The sequence below is a fragment of the Herbaspirillum sp. RTI4 genome, assembly GCF_034313965.1.
Taxonomy (GTDB): domain Bacteria; phylum Pseudomonadota; class Gammaproteobacteria; order Burkholderiales; family Burkholderiaceae_D; genus Herbaspirillum.
The window spans coordinates 824,919-839,390 of the sequence record NZ_JAVIWQ010000002.1; the positions used below are offsets into that span (position 1 = coordinate 824,919).

12 protein-coding genes are annotated in these 14,472 nt (G+C 58.8%); all 12 read left to right on the plus strand.

Annotated elements, in window-relative coordinates; translation table 11 throughout:
• Positions 1 to 320: 320 nt before the first annotated feature.
• From mraZ to RGU70_RS03995, 12 genes are read left to right on the plus strand one after another with little or no spacing between them, the layout of a single operon-like run.
• The gene (gene mraZ, locus RGU70_RS03940; RefSeq protein ID WP_322208096.1) at positions 321 to 749 is read left to right on the plus strand and encodes a division/cell wall cluster transcriptional repressor MraZ; all 429 of its coding nucleotides are present in this window, start codon (positions 321 to 323) and stop codon (positions 747 to 749) included.
• Between the two features lie 10 nt (positions 750 to 759).
• Positions 760 to 1,722, plus strand: a complete 963-nt coding sequence (rsmH, locus tag RGU70_RS03945; RefSeq protein ID WP_322208097.1) for a 16S rRNA (cytosine(1402)-N(4))-methyltransferase RsmH — start codon at positions 760 to 762, stop codon at positions 1,720 to 1,722.
• Positions 1,719 to 1,991 carry a cell division protein FtsL gene (gene ftsL, locus RGU70_RS03950; protein ID WP_322208098.1) on the plus strand — a complete coding sequence of 91 codons (273 nt, stop codon included), beginning with the start codon at positions 1,719 to 1,721 and terminating at the stop codon, positions 1,989 to 1,991. Before rsmH ends, ftsL begins: the two co-directional genes overlap by 4 nt.
• Positions 1,992 to 1,996: 5 nt before the next feature.
• Positions 1,997 to 3,778 (plus strand): penicillin-binding protein 2, encoded by a 1,782-nt coding sequence (locus RGU70_RS03955; protein WP_322208099.1) that lies wholly within the window; start codon positions 1,997 to 1,999, stop codon positions 3,776 to 3,778.
• Positions 3,775 to 5,340, plus strand: a complete 1,566-nt coding sequence (locus RGU70_RS03960; protein ID WP_322208100.1) for a UDP-N-acetylmuramoyl-L-alanyl-D-glutamate--2,6-diaminopimelate ligase — start codon at positions 3,775 to 3,777, stop codon at positions 5,338 to 5,340. Before RGU70_RS03955 ends, RGU70_RS03960 begins: the two co-directional genes overlap by 4 nt.
• On the plus strand, positions 5,340 to 6,785 hold the full coding sequence (locus tag RGU70_RS03965) for a UDP-N-acetylmuramoyl-tripeptide--D-alanyl-D-alanine ligase (protein WP_322208101.1): 1,446 nt from the start codon (positions 5,340 to 5,342) through the stop codon (positions 6,783 to 6,785). Before RGU70_RS03960 ends, RGU70_RS03965 begins: the two co-directional genes overlap by 1 nt.
• Position 6,786: 1 nt before the next feature.
• Positions 6,787 to 7,956: a phospho-N-acetylmuramoyl-pentapeptide-transferase gene (gene mraY, locus RGU70_RS03970; RefSeq protein ID WP_322208102.1), complete on the plus strand. Its 1,170-nt coding sequence runs from the start codon at positions 6,787 to 6,789 to the stop codon at positions 7,954 to 7,956.
• 10 nt (positions 7,957 to 7,966) lie between these two features.
• Positions 7,967 to 9,724 carry a UDP-N-acetylmuramoyl-L-alanine--D-glutamate ligase gene (gene murD, locus RGU70_RS03975; protein ID WP_322208103.1) on the plus strand — a complete coding sequence of 586 codons (1,758 nt, stop codon included), beginning with the start codon at positions 7,967 to 7,969 and terminating at the stop codon, positions 9,722 to 9,724.
• Positions 9,721 to 10,953: a putative lipid II flippase FtsW gene (gene ftsW / locus RGU70_RS03980; RefSeq protein ID WP_416186475.1), complete on the plus strand. Its 1,233-nt coding sequence runs from the start codon at positions 9,721 to 9,723 to the stop codon at positions 10,951 to 10,953. The genes murD and ftsW overlap by 4 nt, the downstream gene beginning before the upstream one ends.
• Positions 10,950 to 12,044, plus strand: coding sequence for an undecaprenyldiphospho-muramoylpentapeptide beta-N-acetylglucosaminyltransferase (gene murG, locus RGU70_RS03985; RefSeq protein WP_322208104.1), 1,095 nt, complete (start codon positions 10,950 to 10,952; stop codon positions 12,042 to 12,044). The genes ftsW and murG overlap by 4 nt, the downstream gene beginning before the upstream one ends.
• Positions 12,041 to 13,471 carry a UDP-N-acetylmuramate--L-alanine ligase gene (gene murC, locus RGU70_RS03990; protein ID WP_322208105.1) on the plus strand — a complete coding sequence of 477 codons (1,431 nt, stop codon included), beginning with the start codon at positions 12,041 to 12,043 and terminating at the stop codon, positions 13,469 to 13,471. Before murG ends, murC begins: the two co-directional genes overlap by 4 nt.
• The gene (locus tag RGU70_RS03995) at positions 13,468 to 14,454 is read left to right on the plus strand and encodes a D-alanine--D-alanine ligase (protein ID WP_322208106.1); all 987 of its coding nucleotides are present in this window, start codon (positions 13,468 to 13,470) and stop codon (positions 14,452 to 14,454) included. The genes murC and RGU70_RS03995 overlap by 4 nt, the downstream gene beginning before the upstream one ends.
• Positions 14,455 to 14,472 lie beyond the last annotated feature (18 nt).

A 14,472-nucleotide genomic window follows, 5' to 3' on the forward strand; every position in this document is an offset into this window, starting at 1 on the left:
GATTTTCCCCTCCTGCTGGAAGTGGTTTTCAGATAAACCCATGTGTTTATCTCGCCCATTACATTCACTATCCTTCCTAAGTCCTTCATTTCCCTCAGAAAGCAATATAAGCATTTTTCGAATTAGTTGCGCTAAGTCGTTGACTTCATTCGAAAATCTCTTATTTGCAATGCCGAATATTGCTTGACCTGTATTAGTGCATCCACTAAAGTGGGCGATAGTGTGAAAAAGTGTTTTTTTGTGGGTTGTTTTCAAACAAAAAAACAACACTTTTCGCGATCACCCACTGTGTGTACCTGTTTCAGGCCAAGGATTTCACTGTGTTTCAAGGCGCTTCAGCTCTCAATCTCGATGCCAAAGGACGGATGTCTATTCCGGCCAAGCATCGTGACGCCTTGTCGGTGCAGTGCGAAGGGCGCGTCACCCTGACCCGCCATCCGCATGGTTGTCTGCTGCTTTTCCCGCGCCCGACGTGGGAAAGCCATCGCGAACAAATCGCCGGCTGGCCGATGTCAGCGCGCGCCTGGCAGCGCATTTTTCTGGGCAATGCCTCTGACGTGGAGCTGGATTCCGCCGGTCGCATCCTGATTGCGCCGGAACTCCGCTCGGCAGTTGGTTTGCAGCGCGACGTGATGGTGCTGGGCATGGGTAGCCATTTCGAAATTTGGGATGCCGCCCGGTTGGCGGAAAGCGAGTCGCAGGCGATTGCCTCCGGCATGCCGGATGTGTTGAGCGATTTTTCGTTCTGACGGCGGCGCGATGACTTTGCAAACGGTGCCCGATTTGCAGCACCGCACGGTGCTGCTAGAACAAGCTGTGGCTGGACTGGCGATAGAGGGCTCCCGCGCCGACGGCGTGTATGTGGATGGCACTTTCGGTCGCGGCGGTCACAGCCGGCGCATTCTGGAACTGCTGAGCCCGCGTGGTCGCCTGATTGCGTTCGATAAGGACTTGCAGGCTATCGCCAACGCACAAACGATCACGGATTCCCGTTTCAGTATCGTGCACGACAGTTTTGCCACGTTCGGAGAAGCTCTTTCGGAGCGTGGTATTGCGCAGGTGGATGGCGTCTTGCTGGATCTGGGTATTTCGTCGCCGCAGGTAGATGACGCCGCCCGCGGTTTCAGCTTCCGTAACGACGGTCCGCTGGACATGCGCATGGATACGACCCGAGGTCTGTCTGCCGCGCAGTGGCTGGCAGAAGCTCCTGAACAACTCATTGGAAAGGTCATACGCGAATATGGAGAAGAACGGTTTGCTGTTCAGATTGCAAAGGCGATTGTTGCTCGCCGCGCAATCGAGCCGATTTCGGGCACACGACAGCTTGCCGCGATCGTGGCACACGCCGTCAAAACCCGGGAAAAAGGCAAAGATCCGGCAACTCGGACCTTTCAGGCTATACGGATTTTCATCAATCAAGAGCTTGAAGAACTCGAGATAGGTTTGGCCGGGGCATACGCACACATGGCGGCGCAGGGGAGAATGGTAGTGATCAGCTTTCACTCGCTCGAAGACCGTATCGTCAAGCAATTCCTGGCCTCCAAAGCCAAGGTGCCGCAGCCGGATCGCCGCCTGCCGATTCGTGCGGTTGACCTGCCGCAGCCAGAAATGACGCTGATAGGGCGTCAGATGCCCGATGAGGAAGAAATCTCCCTGAATCCGCGCGCGCGCTCTGCCGTCATGCGGGTGGCCGAGCGCTTGCCTGCCGGAGCGCCGCGATGAGCGCGCGTTTCAACCTCCTGCTGACCGGCATCCTCGTAGTTTGCGCCCTCTCGCTCGTCAATTCCCAGTATCAGGCGCGTCAGCTGTTCATCGAGCAGGAGCGCGCTCAGTCTGAAATGCGGCAACTCGATATCGAATGGGCGCAATTGCAGCTCGATCAGTCCACTTTGGGCAAGAACTCCCGTATCGAAGCGATCGCCCGTAGCGAGTTGAGCATGATGCCGCTGACCCCGGCCCGCACTGAATATCTGACGGCAGGTGGAAAATGACGCGCATGACGCGTACGCCATCGCGCGCCAGTGTCGCCGGCGCGCGTGTTGCTGCGGGCAAAGGCGTGGCCTTTACGGCCAGTCCTTTGCTTGAGGTCAAGCTGCCCAGCTGGCGTTCGCGCGTCGTATTGTTCATGCTGTTCGTCGCCTTCCTGGCGTTAGCATTGCGCGCCTTGTGGTTACAGGGAATGACGACCGATTTCCTGCAAAAGCAGGGTGCATCGCGTTACGCGCGCACCTTGGAACTGCCCGCCACGCGCGGGAAAATTACCGACCGTAACGGTCAGGTATTGGCGTCATCGGTCCCGGTCAAGGCGATCTGGGCGATTCCGGACGATCTGGTCGACGCACCCAAAGAAAAACTGCACGCGCTGGCAGGATTGCTCGGCATGAGCGACAAGGATCTGGCCAAAAAACTCAGTTCCGACCGTAGCTTTGTCTATCTCAAGCGTCAGGTCGAGCAGGATGTTACCGACAGCGTGCTGAAACTCGGCCTCTCTGGAATCGAAACCCGCAAGGAATACAAGCGCTTTTATCCCGAAGGCGAAGTCATGGCTCACGTGGTCGGCTTTACCAATGTCGAAGACGCCGGTCAGGACGGCATGGAACTCGGCTCTCAGGCCACGCTGGCCGGCACGACCGGCAGCCGACGCGTCATCAAGGACCGCCTGGGCCGTATCGTCGAGGACATCCGGGCAGTGCGCGAACCGCATGACGGCAAGGATCTGGTGCTGTCGATCGACAGCAAAATTCAGTACATCGCCTTTACTCAGTTAAAAGAGGCGGTAGAGAAAAACAAGGCCAAGGCCGGTGGCATTATCGTCATCGATACCCGTACCGGCGAAGTGCTGGCGCTGGCCAACATGCCGACCTACAATCCCAACGATCGCTCAGTGCTGACCGGCGCGCAACTGCGCAACCGGGTGCTGACCGATACCTTCGAACCTGGCTCCACGCTCAAGCCATTCACGGTTTCGCTGGCACTGGATACCAACCGGGTCACGCCTGCAACAGTGTTCGATACTTCGCCCGGCAAGATGACGATTGGCACCGCGACCATCGGCGACTCGCACGCGCATGGTGTGCTGAGCGTGGCGCAGATCATTGAAAAATCGTCCAACATCGGCACGGCCAAGATCGCACTGGGTCTGCCGCGCCAGGAAATGTGGGAAATGTTTACCGCCGTCGGACTGGGTCAGCAACCGAAATTCGGTTTCCCCGGAGCGGTCGCCGGGCGCGTGCGGCCTTACAAGTCATGGCGGCCGATTGAGCAGGCCACCATGAGTTACGGTCATGGCATTTCGGTTTCCCTGATTCAGCTGGCGCACGCCTATCTGATCTTTGCCCGTAACGGTGACCTGATTCCTCTGTCGTTCCAAAAGTTGACCAACGCGCCGGTAGGACAGCGCGTCATTTCCTCCAATACCGCTTTGCAAATGCGCCGGATGCTGGAAACCGTGGTCAGTCCTACCGGCACAGCCCCTCAGGCGCAAGTGCCTGGATACCGGGTCGGCGGCAAAACCGGTACCGCCTACAAAGTAGTCGGCGGCAAATACGTCAGAAAGTACGTGGCATCGTTTGCAGGCATTGCGCCGATGTCCGACCCGCGCATCATTGTGGCGGTCATGATCGACGAGCCTAGCAACGGCTCGCACTTTGGCGGAACGGTTGCCGGCCCGGTATTTGCCAACGTCGTGGCCAGCGCATTGCGCGCACTGAACGTCGCTCCCGATTCCAGCGTGACCAACATCATCATCCCTAAAGATGGATATGAGGAGGGCGTATGAACAAGGCCGTTTCTACCGCTAACGAGATTCTGAACTGGTTGCAAAGTCAGCGGGATGCAGGCGCAAGCGAGCCTCAATGCGTGCCGCAGTTAAGCGCCGATTCGCGCCGCATCAGCGCCGGCGATATTTTCTTTGCTTATCCGGGCGACGAAGCCGATGGCCGTCGCTATATTGCCGATGCTATTGAGCGCGGTGCTGCTGCCATCGTGTATGAAGCCGCCGACTTCGTCTGGGATGCCGCACTCGATTTGCCCATGCCATTGCCACGTCTGGCAGTACAGAATTTGAAGCAACTGGCCGGACCAGTTGGCAGTGCCTATTACGGACATCCTGATAGTTCGCTGTTCACCGTTGCCGTTACCGGCACCAATGGCAAAACCTCCTGCGCATGGTGGCTAGGCGCAGCGCTGTCGAAAATCGAGGGCGCTCCGTCCGCCGTGATCGGTACTTTCGGTGCCGGACTGTTCCGCGAAGGCGCATCGCAGGGTTTTGCTGCCACTGGCTACACCACTCCCGATGCGTTGCTATTACAGCAGCAGCTCGATGTGTTGGCGCGCGCCGGAGCGACTTCGCTGGCGATCGAGGCGTCCTCCATCGGTTTGCATCAGGGCCGTATGTCAGGCCTGCATGTCGATGTCGCTCTGTTTACTAATTTCACCCGCGATCATCTCGATTATCACGGCGACATGGACGCCTACGAAAGTGCGAAGAGCGCGCTGTTCGACTGGCCCGGTCTGCGCCAGGCGGTAATCAATAGCGACGATCCGATGGGGCAGCGCCTGATTGCCCGTCTTGCTGCGCGGGGCTTGCCGCTGATCGCTTACAGCATAGGACCCGCCGCCGGTATCCCGGAGACTGCCGGCGTACAGCAGTTACGCGCCAGCGCGATTCGCAGCGGACCGGCCGGTACCAGTTTTCATGTGGAATCGCCGTTCGGCAATGCGCTGGTCAAAACGCAACTGGTGGGTTTGTTCAACGTCAGCAACGTGCTCGGTGTGTTGGGAGTGCTGCTGGCCAGAGGCGTGGCATGGGATGCGGCTCTTGTCGCGCTCGCTGCATTGACGCCGGTTCCAGGACGCATGCAACAGGCGGGTGGACAGGAAGCGCCGCTGGTGGTGATCGACTATGCGCATACTCCGGATGCACTGGAAAAAGCACTGGCAGCGCTACGCCAGATCGCTGCCCAGCGCGGTGGACAGCTCTGGTGCATGTTCGGTTGCGGCGGTGGTCGCGATTCGGGAAAACGCGCCGCGATGGGACAGGCAGCCATGATGGCCGATCGCATCGTACTGACCAACGACAACCCGCGCTACGAAGATCCGGCAGAGATCATTACCCAGATTCAAAGCGGCATCAGTGGGCTGGTACCGCATGTGATGGCCGACCGCGCCGCCGCCATTCTGTGGACTATCCGGCATGCCGGCAAACACGATGTAGTGCTGCTGGCAGGCAAGGGCCACGAAAACTATCAGGAATTCAACGGCAAGAAATTGCCCTTCCTCGACGCCGACCATGCCGCGCTGGCGCTGGCTGCGCGGGTCACGATGGGAGGGGCGATCTGATGCGCGCCACGTTCGCTCAATTGTTGCAGGCATTGCCGCAGGCGCAATGGCAGCCGCACGATGCGGCAGCGGATCAGGTTTCTGCTATTGATGGCGTCACCACCGACAGTCGCGCAGTCAAGCCCGGCATGTTGTTCGTGGCCTTGCGCGGCGAACGGTTCGACGCGCACGATTTTCTAGCGGCAGTGCAGGAGCAGGGTGCGGCCGCTGTGGTGGTCGAGCGTCTTGTGCCCGGACTAAGCATTCCCGCGCTGGTAGTGCCGGATGCACGACTTGCATTGGGTCAGCTGGCGCACTACTGGCGCGGGCAATTCGCGTTGCCGCTGATCGGCGTGACCGGCAGCAACGGCAAGACTACCGTCAAAGAAATGCTGGCCTCCATTCTGGCGGCTGCCTACGGTGAAGACTATCTCGCAACGCGCGGCAATTTCAATAACGATATCGGCGTGCCGCTGACGCTGTTCCGCCTGCAAGCCGGACAGCGCGCCGCGGTGATCGAACTGGGCATGAATCATCCGGGCGAAATCGCTGTGCTGTCGCGGATGGCGCAACCGAGCGTGGCGCTGGTCAACAACGCCCAGCGTGAGCATCTGGAATTCATGAGCAGCGTCGCGGCGGTCGCGGATGAAAACGGCGCCGTCCTCAGCAGTCTTCAGGCCGACGGCGTTGCCGTGTTTCCAGCCGACGACGAATTCACCGCGCGCTGGCGCGAACTGGCCGGTGCGCGTCGCACGCTGACCTTCGGTCTGACGGCTGCGGCCGATGTCAGCGCCACATATCAGACCACCGGTTTCGGTAGCGCCTTAGTGGTCGCTATTCGGTCCCAGCTATCAGGTCAGGCGACGGCGAATTTCGCGCTGCAATTGGCCGCAGCCGGTGAACACAATGTCAGAAATGCACTGGCGGCGATTGCCTGTGCCTTCGGCGCAGGTATTGGTATCGAATCGATTGTTGCCGGGCTTGAAGCGTTCGCGCCGGTCAATGGACGCTTGCAACGTAAGCATGCGGCCTGCGGCGCATTGGTGATCGACGATACCTACAACGCCAATCCTGATTCCGTACGTGCTGCCATCGACGTGCTGGCGCACTCCGGCGAACACTCCATTCTGGTGTTGGGCGACATGGGCGAAGTGGGCGACGAGGGGCCGCAGTTCCATGCGGAAATCGGCGCTTATGCGCAGCAGCGCGGTATTTCTCGCCTGTTGGGCCTGGGCGCATTGATGTCGCATGCCGTCGCCGCGTTCAATACGGCCGGTGAAAACAAATTTCCGGCGCAGCATTTCGCCACGATCGAGGCGCTCAATGCTGCGCTGGCAATTGTGGTTGAGTCCGATACGCCGGTGCTAGTCAAAGGCTCGCGATTTATGCAAATGGAACGCGTGGTGCAGCAATTGGCGGGCGCCGCATCCGGCACGACCGCACAAAATAAACAAGGGAATCACTAAGATGTTGCTCTGGTTGGCACAAATGTTTCAGCAGGACTTCAGCGCACTGCGGGTGTTTAACTTCATCACCTTCCGCGCGGTGTTCGCGACGTTGACCGCGCTGTTGATCGGCCTCGCGGCCGGTCCGGCAGTGATCCGTATGCTGGCCCGACTCAAGGTGGGTCAGGCAGTGCGTACTGATGGTCCGCAAACGCATCTGATCAAATCTGGCACGCCGACCATGGGCGGTGTGCTGATTCTGATCGGCATCGGCATATCAACACTGCTGTGGGCTGACCTCAGCAACCGCTTCGTCTGGATTGTACTGATCGTGACGCTGGGTTTTGGCGCTATCGGCTGGGTCGATGATTACCGCAAGGTGGTCTACAAAGACCCTAACGGCATGCGCTCACGCGACAAGTTTTTCTGGCAATCACTGATCGGTATCGTGGCTGCGTTTTACCTCGCGTTTTCGGTGTCGGAAGTGACGAATGCAAAAGTACTTGAACTGTTTTCCGCGTGGGTGCAATCCGGCTTCAATCTGGAGCTGTCGCCCAAGGCCGATCTGATCGTACCGTTTTTCAAGACAGTCAGTTATCCATTGGGCGTCTGGGGATTCATTGCGCTGACTTATTTTGTGATTGTCGGCACCAGCAACGCGGTCAATCTGACCGACGGGCTGGACGGTCTGGCGATCATGCCGACGGTGATGGTGGGTTCGGCGCTGGGCATTTTCGCGTATCTGACCGGTAACGCGGCCTATGCCAAATATCTAATTATTCCTCACATTTCCGGCGCCGGTGAATTGTTGATTTTTTGCGGAGCGATGGCGGGTGCCGGACTGGCCTTCCTCTGGTACAACGCCTATCCGGCACAGGTCTTCATGGGTGACGTCGGCGCGCTGGCATTGGGCGGAGCGCTAGGTACTGTCGCCGTGATCGCGCGGCAGGAAATCGTGCTGTGCATCATGGGCGGCATCTTCGTGGTGGAAACCTTGTCGGTCATGTTGCAGGTCGCGTATTTCAAAATCACCAAAAAACGGACTGGCGTCGGCAAGCGCGTGTTGCTGATGGCGCCGCTGCATCATCACTACGAACAAAAGGGCTGGAAAGAAACACAAGTGGTCGTACGGTTCTGGATCATTACCATGATCCTGGTGCTGTTCGGCCTGTCGACACTGAAACTCCGCTAGATAAGGCGCAATGAATTATTCAGGCAAACACGTTCTGGTACTCGGGCTCGGTGAGTCGGGACTGGCAATGGCACGCTGGCTTCTGCACTGCGGTGCCAGCGTGCGCGTGGCCGATACCCGTGATCAGGATGCGGTCGCCGCACGCCTGCAGGTATTGCGCGAAATTGCCCCGGATACGGAGTTCATCGGCGGACGCGCTTTGGATGCGGCACTGTTGAACGGAGTCGATTTCCTTGCGCTCAGTCCTGGTTTGTCGCCGCAGCATGAGCTGGCCGAAATCGTTGCTGCAGCGAACGAAAAAGAAATACCCTTGTGGGGCGAGATCGAATTGTTCGCGCAGGCGCTGGCCTCCTTGCAGGAGCAAGAGGGCTATGCGCCGAAAGTACTGGCGATCACCGGTACCAATGGCAAAACCACGGTCACGCGTTTGACCGGGCTGCTGTGCGAACGCGCCGGTTTGAGTGTCAAAGTAGCCGGCAATATCAGCCCGGCAGCGCTGGATGTGCTGCGCGAAGCGCTGATACAAACTGCGCCGCCGGAAGCAGAGCAGGATGCGCCACTGGCGGTGTCCGCAGAATCCGCAGAATCCGTTGAACCAATGGAACCAATGGAACCAACGGAACCAACGGAACCAGCAGAGCCAGTGGACCCCGAAGAACCAGCCGCATTGGCAGAGACGGCGGAACCAGAAAATGTCACAGAATCAGTAGAGTCAACAAACACCACAGAACCCGCGTCAAAAACAGCGCAACAAAAATGGCCGTCGCTACCCGATGTATGGGTACTCGAGTTGTCGAGCTTTCAGCTGTACGCCACGCAAAGTTTGCAGGCGGACGCCGCTGTGCTGCTCAATATTACGCAAGACCATCTGGACTGGCATGGCGATATGGCGGCGTATGTCGCGGACAAGGCGCGCATTTTCGGTGCGCGCACCATACGCGTCCTCAATCGCGACGATGCGCGGACGATGCAACTGGCGAGCCCTGCCAACGGCACCGTCAGTTTCGGGATGGATGCGCCCAACCGGGCAGACAATTTCGGTCTGGTCGATGACAACGGCATGCTGTGGCTGGCACAAGCAGTCGCGCAGGACGAGACCGATGGCACTCCGGATCGGCGGCGCAAGAAAAAAAATCAGCAGGAATTGATCGAACAGGCTTTCATCGTGCAGCGCTTGATGCCGGTCGACGCCCTGCACATTCGCGGCATGCACAATGCGCAAAATGCCCTGGCGGCGCTGGCCTTGTGCCGCGCCATCGATTTGCCGTTAGCGCCCTTGCTGCACGGTCTGCGTGATTATCGCGGCGAGCCGCATCGGGTGGAGTTGGTGGCAGTGCTGCAAGATGTCGAGTACTACGACGACAGCAAGGGCACCAACGTCGGCGCGACGGTCGCCGCACTGAACGGACTGGGGCATGGCGGTCGTCCTAACCGCTTGCTGCTGATTGCCGGTGGCGAGGGTAAGGGGCAAGACTTTACGCCGCTGGCGCAACCCGTCTCCAAATATGGACGTGCCGTGTTTCTGATCGGCCGCGATGCGCCTCAGATCCGCGCGGCACTGGCCGACAGTGGCGTGGCGCTGATCGATTGCGCGACCTTGGAGCAGGCCGTGCAGCAAGCCGCTTTGCTGGCGCAACCGGGCGACGCCGTGTTGCTGTCGCCAGCCTGCGCCAGTTTCGATATGTTTAAAAATTATGCGCACCGCGCCGAAGTGTTTGTCGAAGCAGTGCGCGAACTGGCTCTGGAACATGGCGAGGTGCTGGCATGAAACTAGCCCTGCCAATCATCGGCAAGTGGTTCGCCGAACCTGCCAACATCGGGCGGGATAGCCGGGCCGTGGGAGATTTTGAACAGCGCTCGAAGATGATGGCTTACGACCAGGCGCTGGTCTGGGTAGTGCTGCTGCTGATGCTGTTCGGCATGGTGATGGTGTATTCCGCTTCGATCGCTCTGCCGGATTCGCCAAAATACGCTAATTACACGACCTCGCATTTCCTGGTGAGGCAAGCGACGTTCGTGGTGATTTCTCTGTTTGCCGGGTTACTGGTGTTTCGCATCAAGATCGCCACCTGGCAAAAAATGGCTCCCTATTTATTCGTCTTTACGCTGATTTTATTGGTGCTGGTATTGGTGCCGGGCATTGGCAAGGGCGTCAACGGAGCCAAGCGCTGGTTATCGTTCAAAGTATTCAATTTGCAGCCATCTGAACTGATGAAGCTGTTCATCGTGATTTATGCGGCCGACTACACCGTGCGCAAGCAGGAAGTCATGCACAAACTGACCAAGGGCTTTATGCCGATGACGATTGCGGTCGGCGTGGTCGGTTTGCTGTTGTTGCTGGAGCCGGATCTGGGTGCATTCGGCGTCATCGTTTGCATTGCGATGGGAATTTTGTTTTTGGGCGGCATCAATGGCGTGTGGTTTGGCGGCATTGGTGCCACGCTGGTGGGTATTTTTTCGCTGGTCATTGTGATGTCTCCGTGGCGGCGCGAGCGGATTTTCGCTTACCTCAATCCCTGGCAAGAAGATAACGCCCTGGGCAAGGCCTATCAGTTGTCGCACTCCCTGATTGCCTTTGGTCGTGGCGAATTGTTCGGCGTCGGCCTTGGTGCCAGTGTCGAAAAATTGCATTACTTGCCGGAAGCGCATACCGATTTTCTGCTGGCAGTCATTGGGGAAGAGCTCGGATTCGCCGGTGTGCTGGTCGTCGTGGCACTGTTTTACTGGTTGGTCAAACGCACTTTTGATATCGGTCGTCAGGCCATCGTGCTCGATCTGACTTTCGCCGGACTGGTCGCCAAGGGTGTCGGCATCTGGTTGGGTGTGCAGACCTTCATCAACATGGGCGTCAACCTTGGTTTGCTGCCGACCAAGGGCCTGACATTGCCGCTGATGAGTTATGGCGGTTCCGGTGTCCTGCTCAATTGCGTGGGTCTGGCGATTGTGCTGCGCATCGATTACGAAAATCGCATGCTCATGCGCGGAGGTCGCCCATGAAGCTACGACAACGCGGCAAGCACTTGCAAATCATGGCGGCCGGTACCGGCGGTCATATTTTCCCCGGCCTGGCGATTGCGCAGACGATGCAGCAGCGCGGCTGGACAGTCAGCTGGCTAGGCACGACGCACGGCATGGAGCGTGAGCTGGTGCCGCAGGCCGGACTGCCGTTCGACACCATCGTTTTTTCCGGCGTGCGCGGCAAGGGATTGCTGCATACCGTACGCGGCGTGGGACGTTTGCTGGCCGGATTCGTACGTTGCTTCCGTATTCTGCAACAGCGCAAGCCGGACGTCGTGATCGGCATGGGCGGTTATGTGACGGTTCCCGGCGGTGCCATGGCGCGTTTGCGCGGTATTCCACTGGTGCTGGTCAATGCCGATGCGGCGCTGTTGTTATCGAACCGCGTGCTGGCACCACTGGCGCAGCGGGTGTTGTTCGGTTTCCCCGCCGATTTCGGCGCAGCCGCTGGTAAAGCAGAAGTGACCGGTAATCCTGTGCGCGACGAAATTATCGCCCTGCCGCCACCGGCACAACGGTATGCGGGTCGCAGCGGACCCTTGCGCGTCCTGGTGGTTGGCGGCAGTCTGGGCGCGCAAGTGCTCAACGAATGCGTGCCGGCAGCACTGGCTTTATTGCCGGCAGGCGTGCGGCCACAAGTGATTCATCAGTCCGGCAAGCGGCATATCGAGGCTTTGCGCAAGGCTTATAAAGCAGCGCAGGTGGACGCCGAGATTGTCGATTTCATCGACGACATGGCGCAGCACTATGCGCAAGCCGATCTGGTGATTTGCCGCGCCGGGGCGATTACCTTGTCGGAATTGACGGCGGCGGGGGTTGCCAGCGTGCTGGTACCGTTCTCGGCATCGACCACTTCGCACCAGCGCAATAACGCCAGCTGGATGGCGGCGCAGCATGCCGCAGTGCATTTGCCGCAGGCGGAAATGACGCCGCAGGCATTGGCTGATTTGCTGCAACGATTAGACAGGACGGCTTGCCAGCAACTGGCGCAGGCCGCATACGAACAAGGCCGGCGCGACGCCAACGAGGCGATCGCGAAGGTACTGGAAAGACTGGTAGTGACATCATGAAATACCGCGTTAAAAATATCCATTTCGTCGGCATAGGCGGTTCCGGCATGAGCGGCATCGCTGAAGTCATGCTCAATCTGGGCTACGGCGTATCCGGCTCGGATCTGGGCAGCAATGCCGCGACTCAGCGTCTGCTGCGCCTCGGTGCGCGCGTGACGCGCGGCCATGCCGCGGAAAATATCGACGGTGCCGACGCCATCGTCACCTCGACTGCCGTCAAGGGGGATAACCCGGAAGTCATGGCGGCGCGCAAAAAACACATTCCGATTGTGCCGCGTGCAGTGATGCTGGGCGAACTGATGCGCCTCAAAAAAGGCATCGCGATTGCCGGCACGCACGGCAAAACCACAACGACGAGTCTGGTCGCCAGCGTGCTGGCCGAAGGCGGGCTTGACCCTACCTTTGTCATCGGTGGACGGCTGACCAGCGCCGGTGCCAATGCCAAGCTCGGCTCCGGGGAATTTATCGTGGCCGAAGCGGATGAGTCGGACGCCTCGTTCCTGAATCTGATGCCGGTGATTGAAGTCATCACCAACATCGATGCCGATCACATGGAAACGTATAACCACGATTTCGCCCAGCTCAAGCAGGCTTTCGTCGAGTTCACGCAGCGCCTGCCGTTTTACGGTGTGGCCGTACTGTGCATCGACGATCCGCATGTGCGCGAAATCATGCCGATGATTTCCAAGCCGATACTGACTTACGGCTTCCGTGAAGACGCCGATATCCGCGCCATCGACGCCAGCGCGGTGGGCGGACATATGCAATTTACGGCGATACAGGAAGGTTATGCGCCGATGCAAATCAGCCTGAACCAGCCGGGCATGCATAACGTGCAGAACGCCTGTGCCGCCATCGCTATCGCGCGTGAACTGGATGTCAGTGACGCCGCCATACAAAAGGCCCTGACGGAATTCAACGGCGTGGGTCGACGCTTTACCCGTTACGGCGATCTGGCGTTGCGGGATGCCGAAGGCAATCAGACTGGCAGCTATACGCTGGTTGATGATTATGGTCACCATCCGGTAGAAACCGCCGCCACGATTTCAGCGGCGCGTGGTGCCTATCCGGGCCGTCGTCTGGTGTTGGCGTTTCAGCCGCACCGCTACACGCGCACCCGCGATCTGTTCGAAGATTTTGTGAAAGTGTTGTCCAGCGCCGATGCCTTGGTGCTGGCAGAAATTTATGCCGCAGGCGAAACGCCGATTGTGGCCGCCGATGGTCGTGCGCTGGCACATGCCTTGCGCGTGGCCGGCAAAGTGGAGCCCGTGTTCGTTGAGGATATCGCCGAAATGCCCGATACCTTGCTCGCCATTTTGCGCGACGGCGATGTGGTCGTCACGATGGGTGCGGGTTCGATCAGCGGCGTGCCTGCGCAACTGGTAGCGCATGCCGACGGCAGCGCAGAAAAAAGGGAGCAAGCATGACGAATCCATCGCAAAGCAGCGCTTCCTTCGGCAAAGTCGGCGTCTTGTTCGGCGGCCGTTCGGCTGAACGTGATGTGTCGATCATGTCCGGCAATGGCGTCTTGCAGGCGCTGCGCGCCAAAGGTGTCGATGCGCATCCTTTCGATCCGGCGGAACGCAGTCTGGCGGAATTGGCCGCAGAAAAATTTGATCGCGTCTTCATTGCGCTGCACGGACGCTTTGGTGAAGACGGCACGCTGCAAGGCGCGCTGGAACAACTCGGCATTCCTTATACCGGACCCGGCGTGATGGCATCTGCGATCGCGATGGACAAGATCATGACCAAGCGCATCTGGCTCGGTTATAACTTGCCGACGCCGCGTTTTCTGGTGATCGATGCCGACCATGCCACACCGGCAGCGTTGCGCGAGGCGGCCGACTTTTTGGGCTTGCCGCTGATGCTGAAAGCTCCGCATGAAGGCTCGACGCTGGGTATCAGCAAAATTACCGAACATGCCGAGATGCAAGCGGGTTTCGCGCTGTGCTCCGAATACGATGCGGTGGTGCTGGGAGAAGAATTCATTACTGGCCGCGAATTGACGGTTGCAGTGATCGGCGAGGGGAAAACTGCCCACGCTTTGCCGGTGATTGAAATTCGCGCACCGCAAGGCAACTACGATTATCAAAACAAGTATTTCAGCGACGACACGCAGTATCTGTGTCCTGCGCCCTTGGATGAAGCGCTGACACAACGGGTGCAGGCGCTGGCGGTACAGGCCTTCAATGCGCTGGGATGCCGCGGTTGGTCGCGGGTCGATTTCATGCTGCGCGCCAGTGACAACGAACCGTTTTTGCTGGAAATCAATACTTCGCCGGGCATGACCGGTCACTCGCTGGTACCGATGTCGGCCAAAGCGACAGGAATGAGTTACGAAGAGTTGTGCTGTGAAATTCTGAAGTTGGCGGCGCTGGATCAGCGCGTCGCTGTCGGCGGAAAACTGTGAAGAAGCGGGGCGAATAAG

Excerpts from the sequence above, each read along its gene's own strand:
- rsmH (WP_322208097.1), top strand. The coding sequence starts at position 760 with ATGACTTTGCAAACGGTGCCCGATTTGCAGCACCGCACGGTGCTGCTA.
- ftsL (WP_322208098.1), top strand. The coding sequence starts at position 1,719 with ATGAGCGCGCGTTTCAACCTCCTGCTGACCGGCATCCTCGTAGTTTGC.
- RGU70_RS03955 (WP_322208099.1), top strand. The coding sequence starts at position 1,997 with ATGACGCGTACGCCATCGCGCGCCAGTGTCGCCGGCGCGCGTGTTGCT.
- RGU70_RS03960 (WP_322208100.1), top strand. The coding sequence starts at position 3,775 with ATGAACAAGGCCGTTTCTACCGCTAACGAGATTCTGAACTGGTTGCAA.
- RGU70_RS03965 (WP_322208101.1), top strand. The coding sequence starts at position 5,340 with ATGCGCGCCACGTTCGCTCAATTGTTGCAGGCATTGCCGCAGGCGCAA.
- mraY (WP_322208102.1), top strand. The coding sequence starts at position 6,787 with ATGTTGCTCTGGTTGGCACAAATGTTTCAGCAGGACTTCAGCGCACTG.
- murD (WP_322208103.1), top strand. The coding sequence starts at position 7,967 with ATGAATTATTCAGGCAAACACGTTCTGGTACTCGGGCTCGGTGAGTCG.
- ftsW (WP_416186475.1), top strand. The coding sequence starts at position 9,721 with ATGAAACTAGCCCTGCCAATCATCGGCAAGTGGTTCGCCGAACCTGCC.
- murG (WP_322208104.1), top strand. The coding sequence starts at position 10,950 with ATGAAGCTACGACAACGCGGCAAGCACTTGCAAATCATGGCGGCCGGT.
- murC (WP_322208105.1), top strand. The coding sequence starts at position 12,041 with ATGAAATACCGCGTTAAAAATATCCATTTCGTCGGCATAGGCGGTTCC.
- RGU70_RS03995 (WP_322208106.1), top strand. The coding sequence starts at position 13,468 with ATGACGAATCCATCGCAAAGCAGCGCTTCCTTCGGCAAAGTCGGCGTC.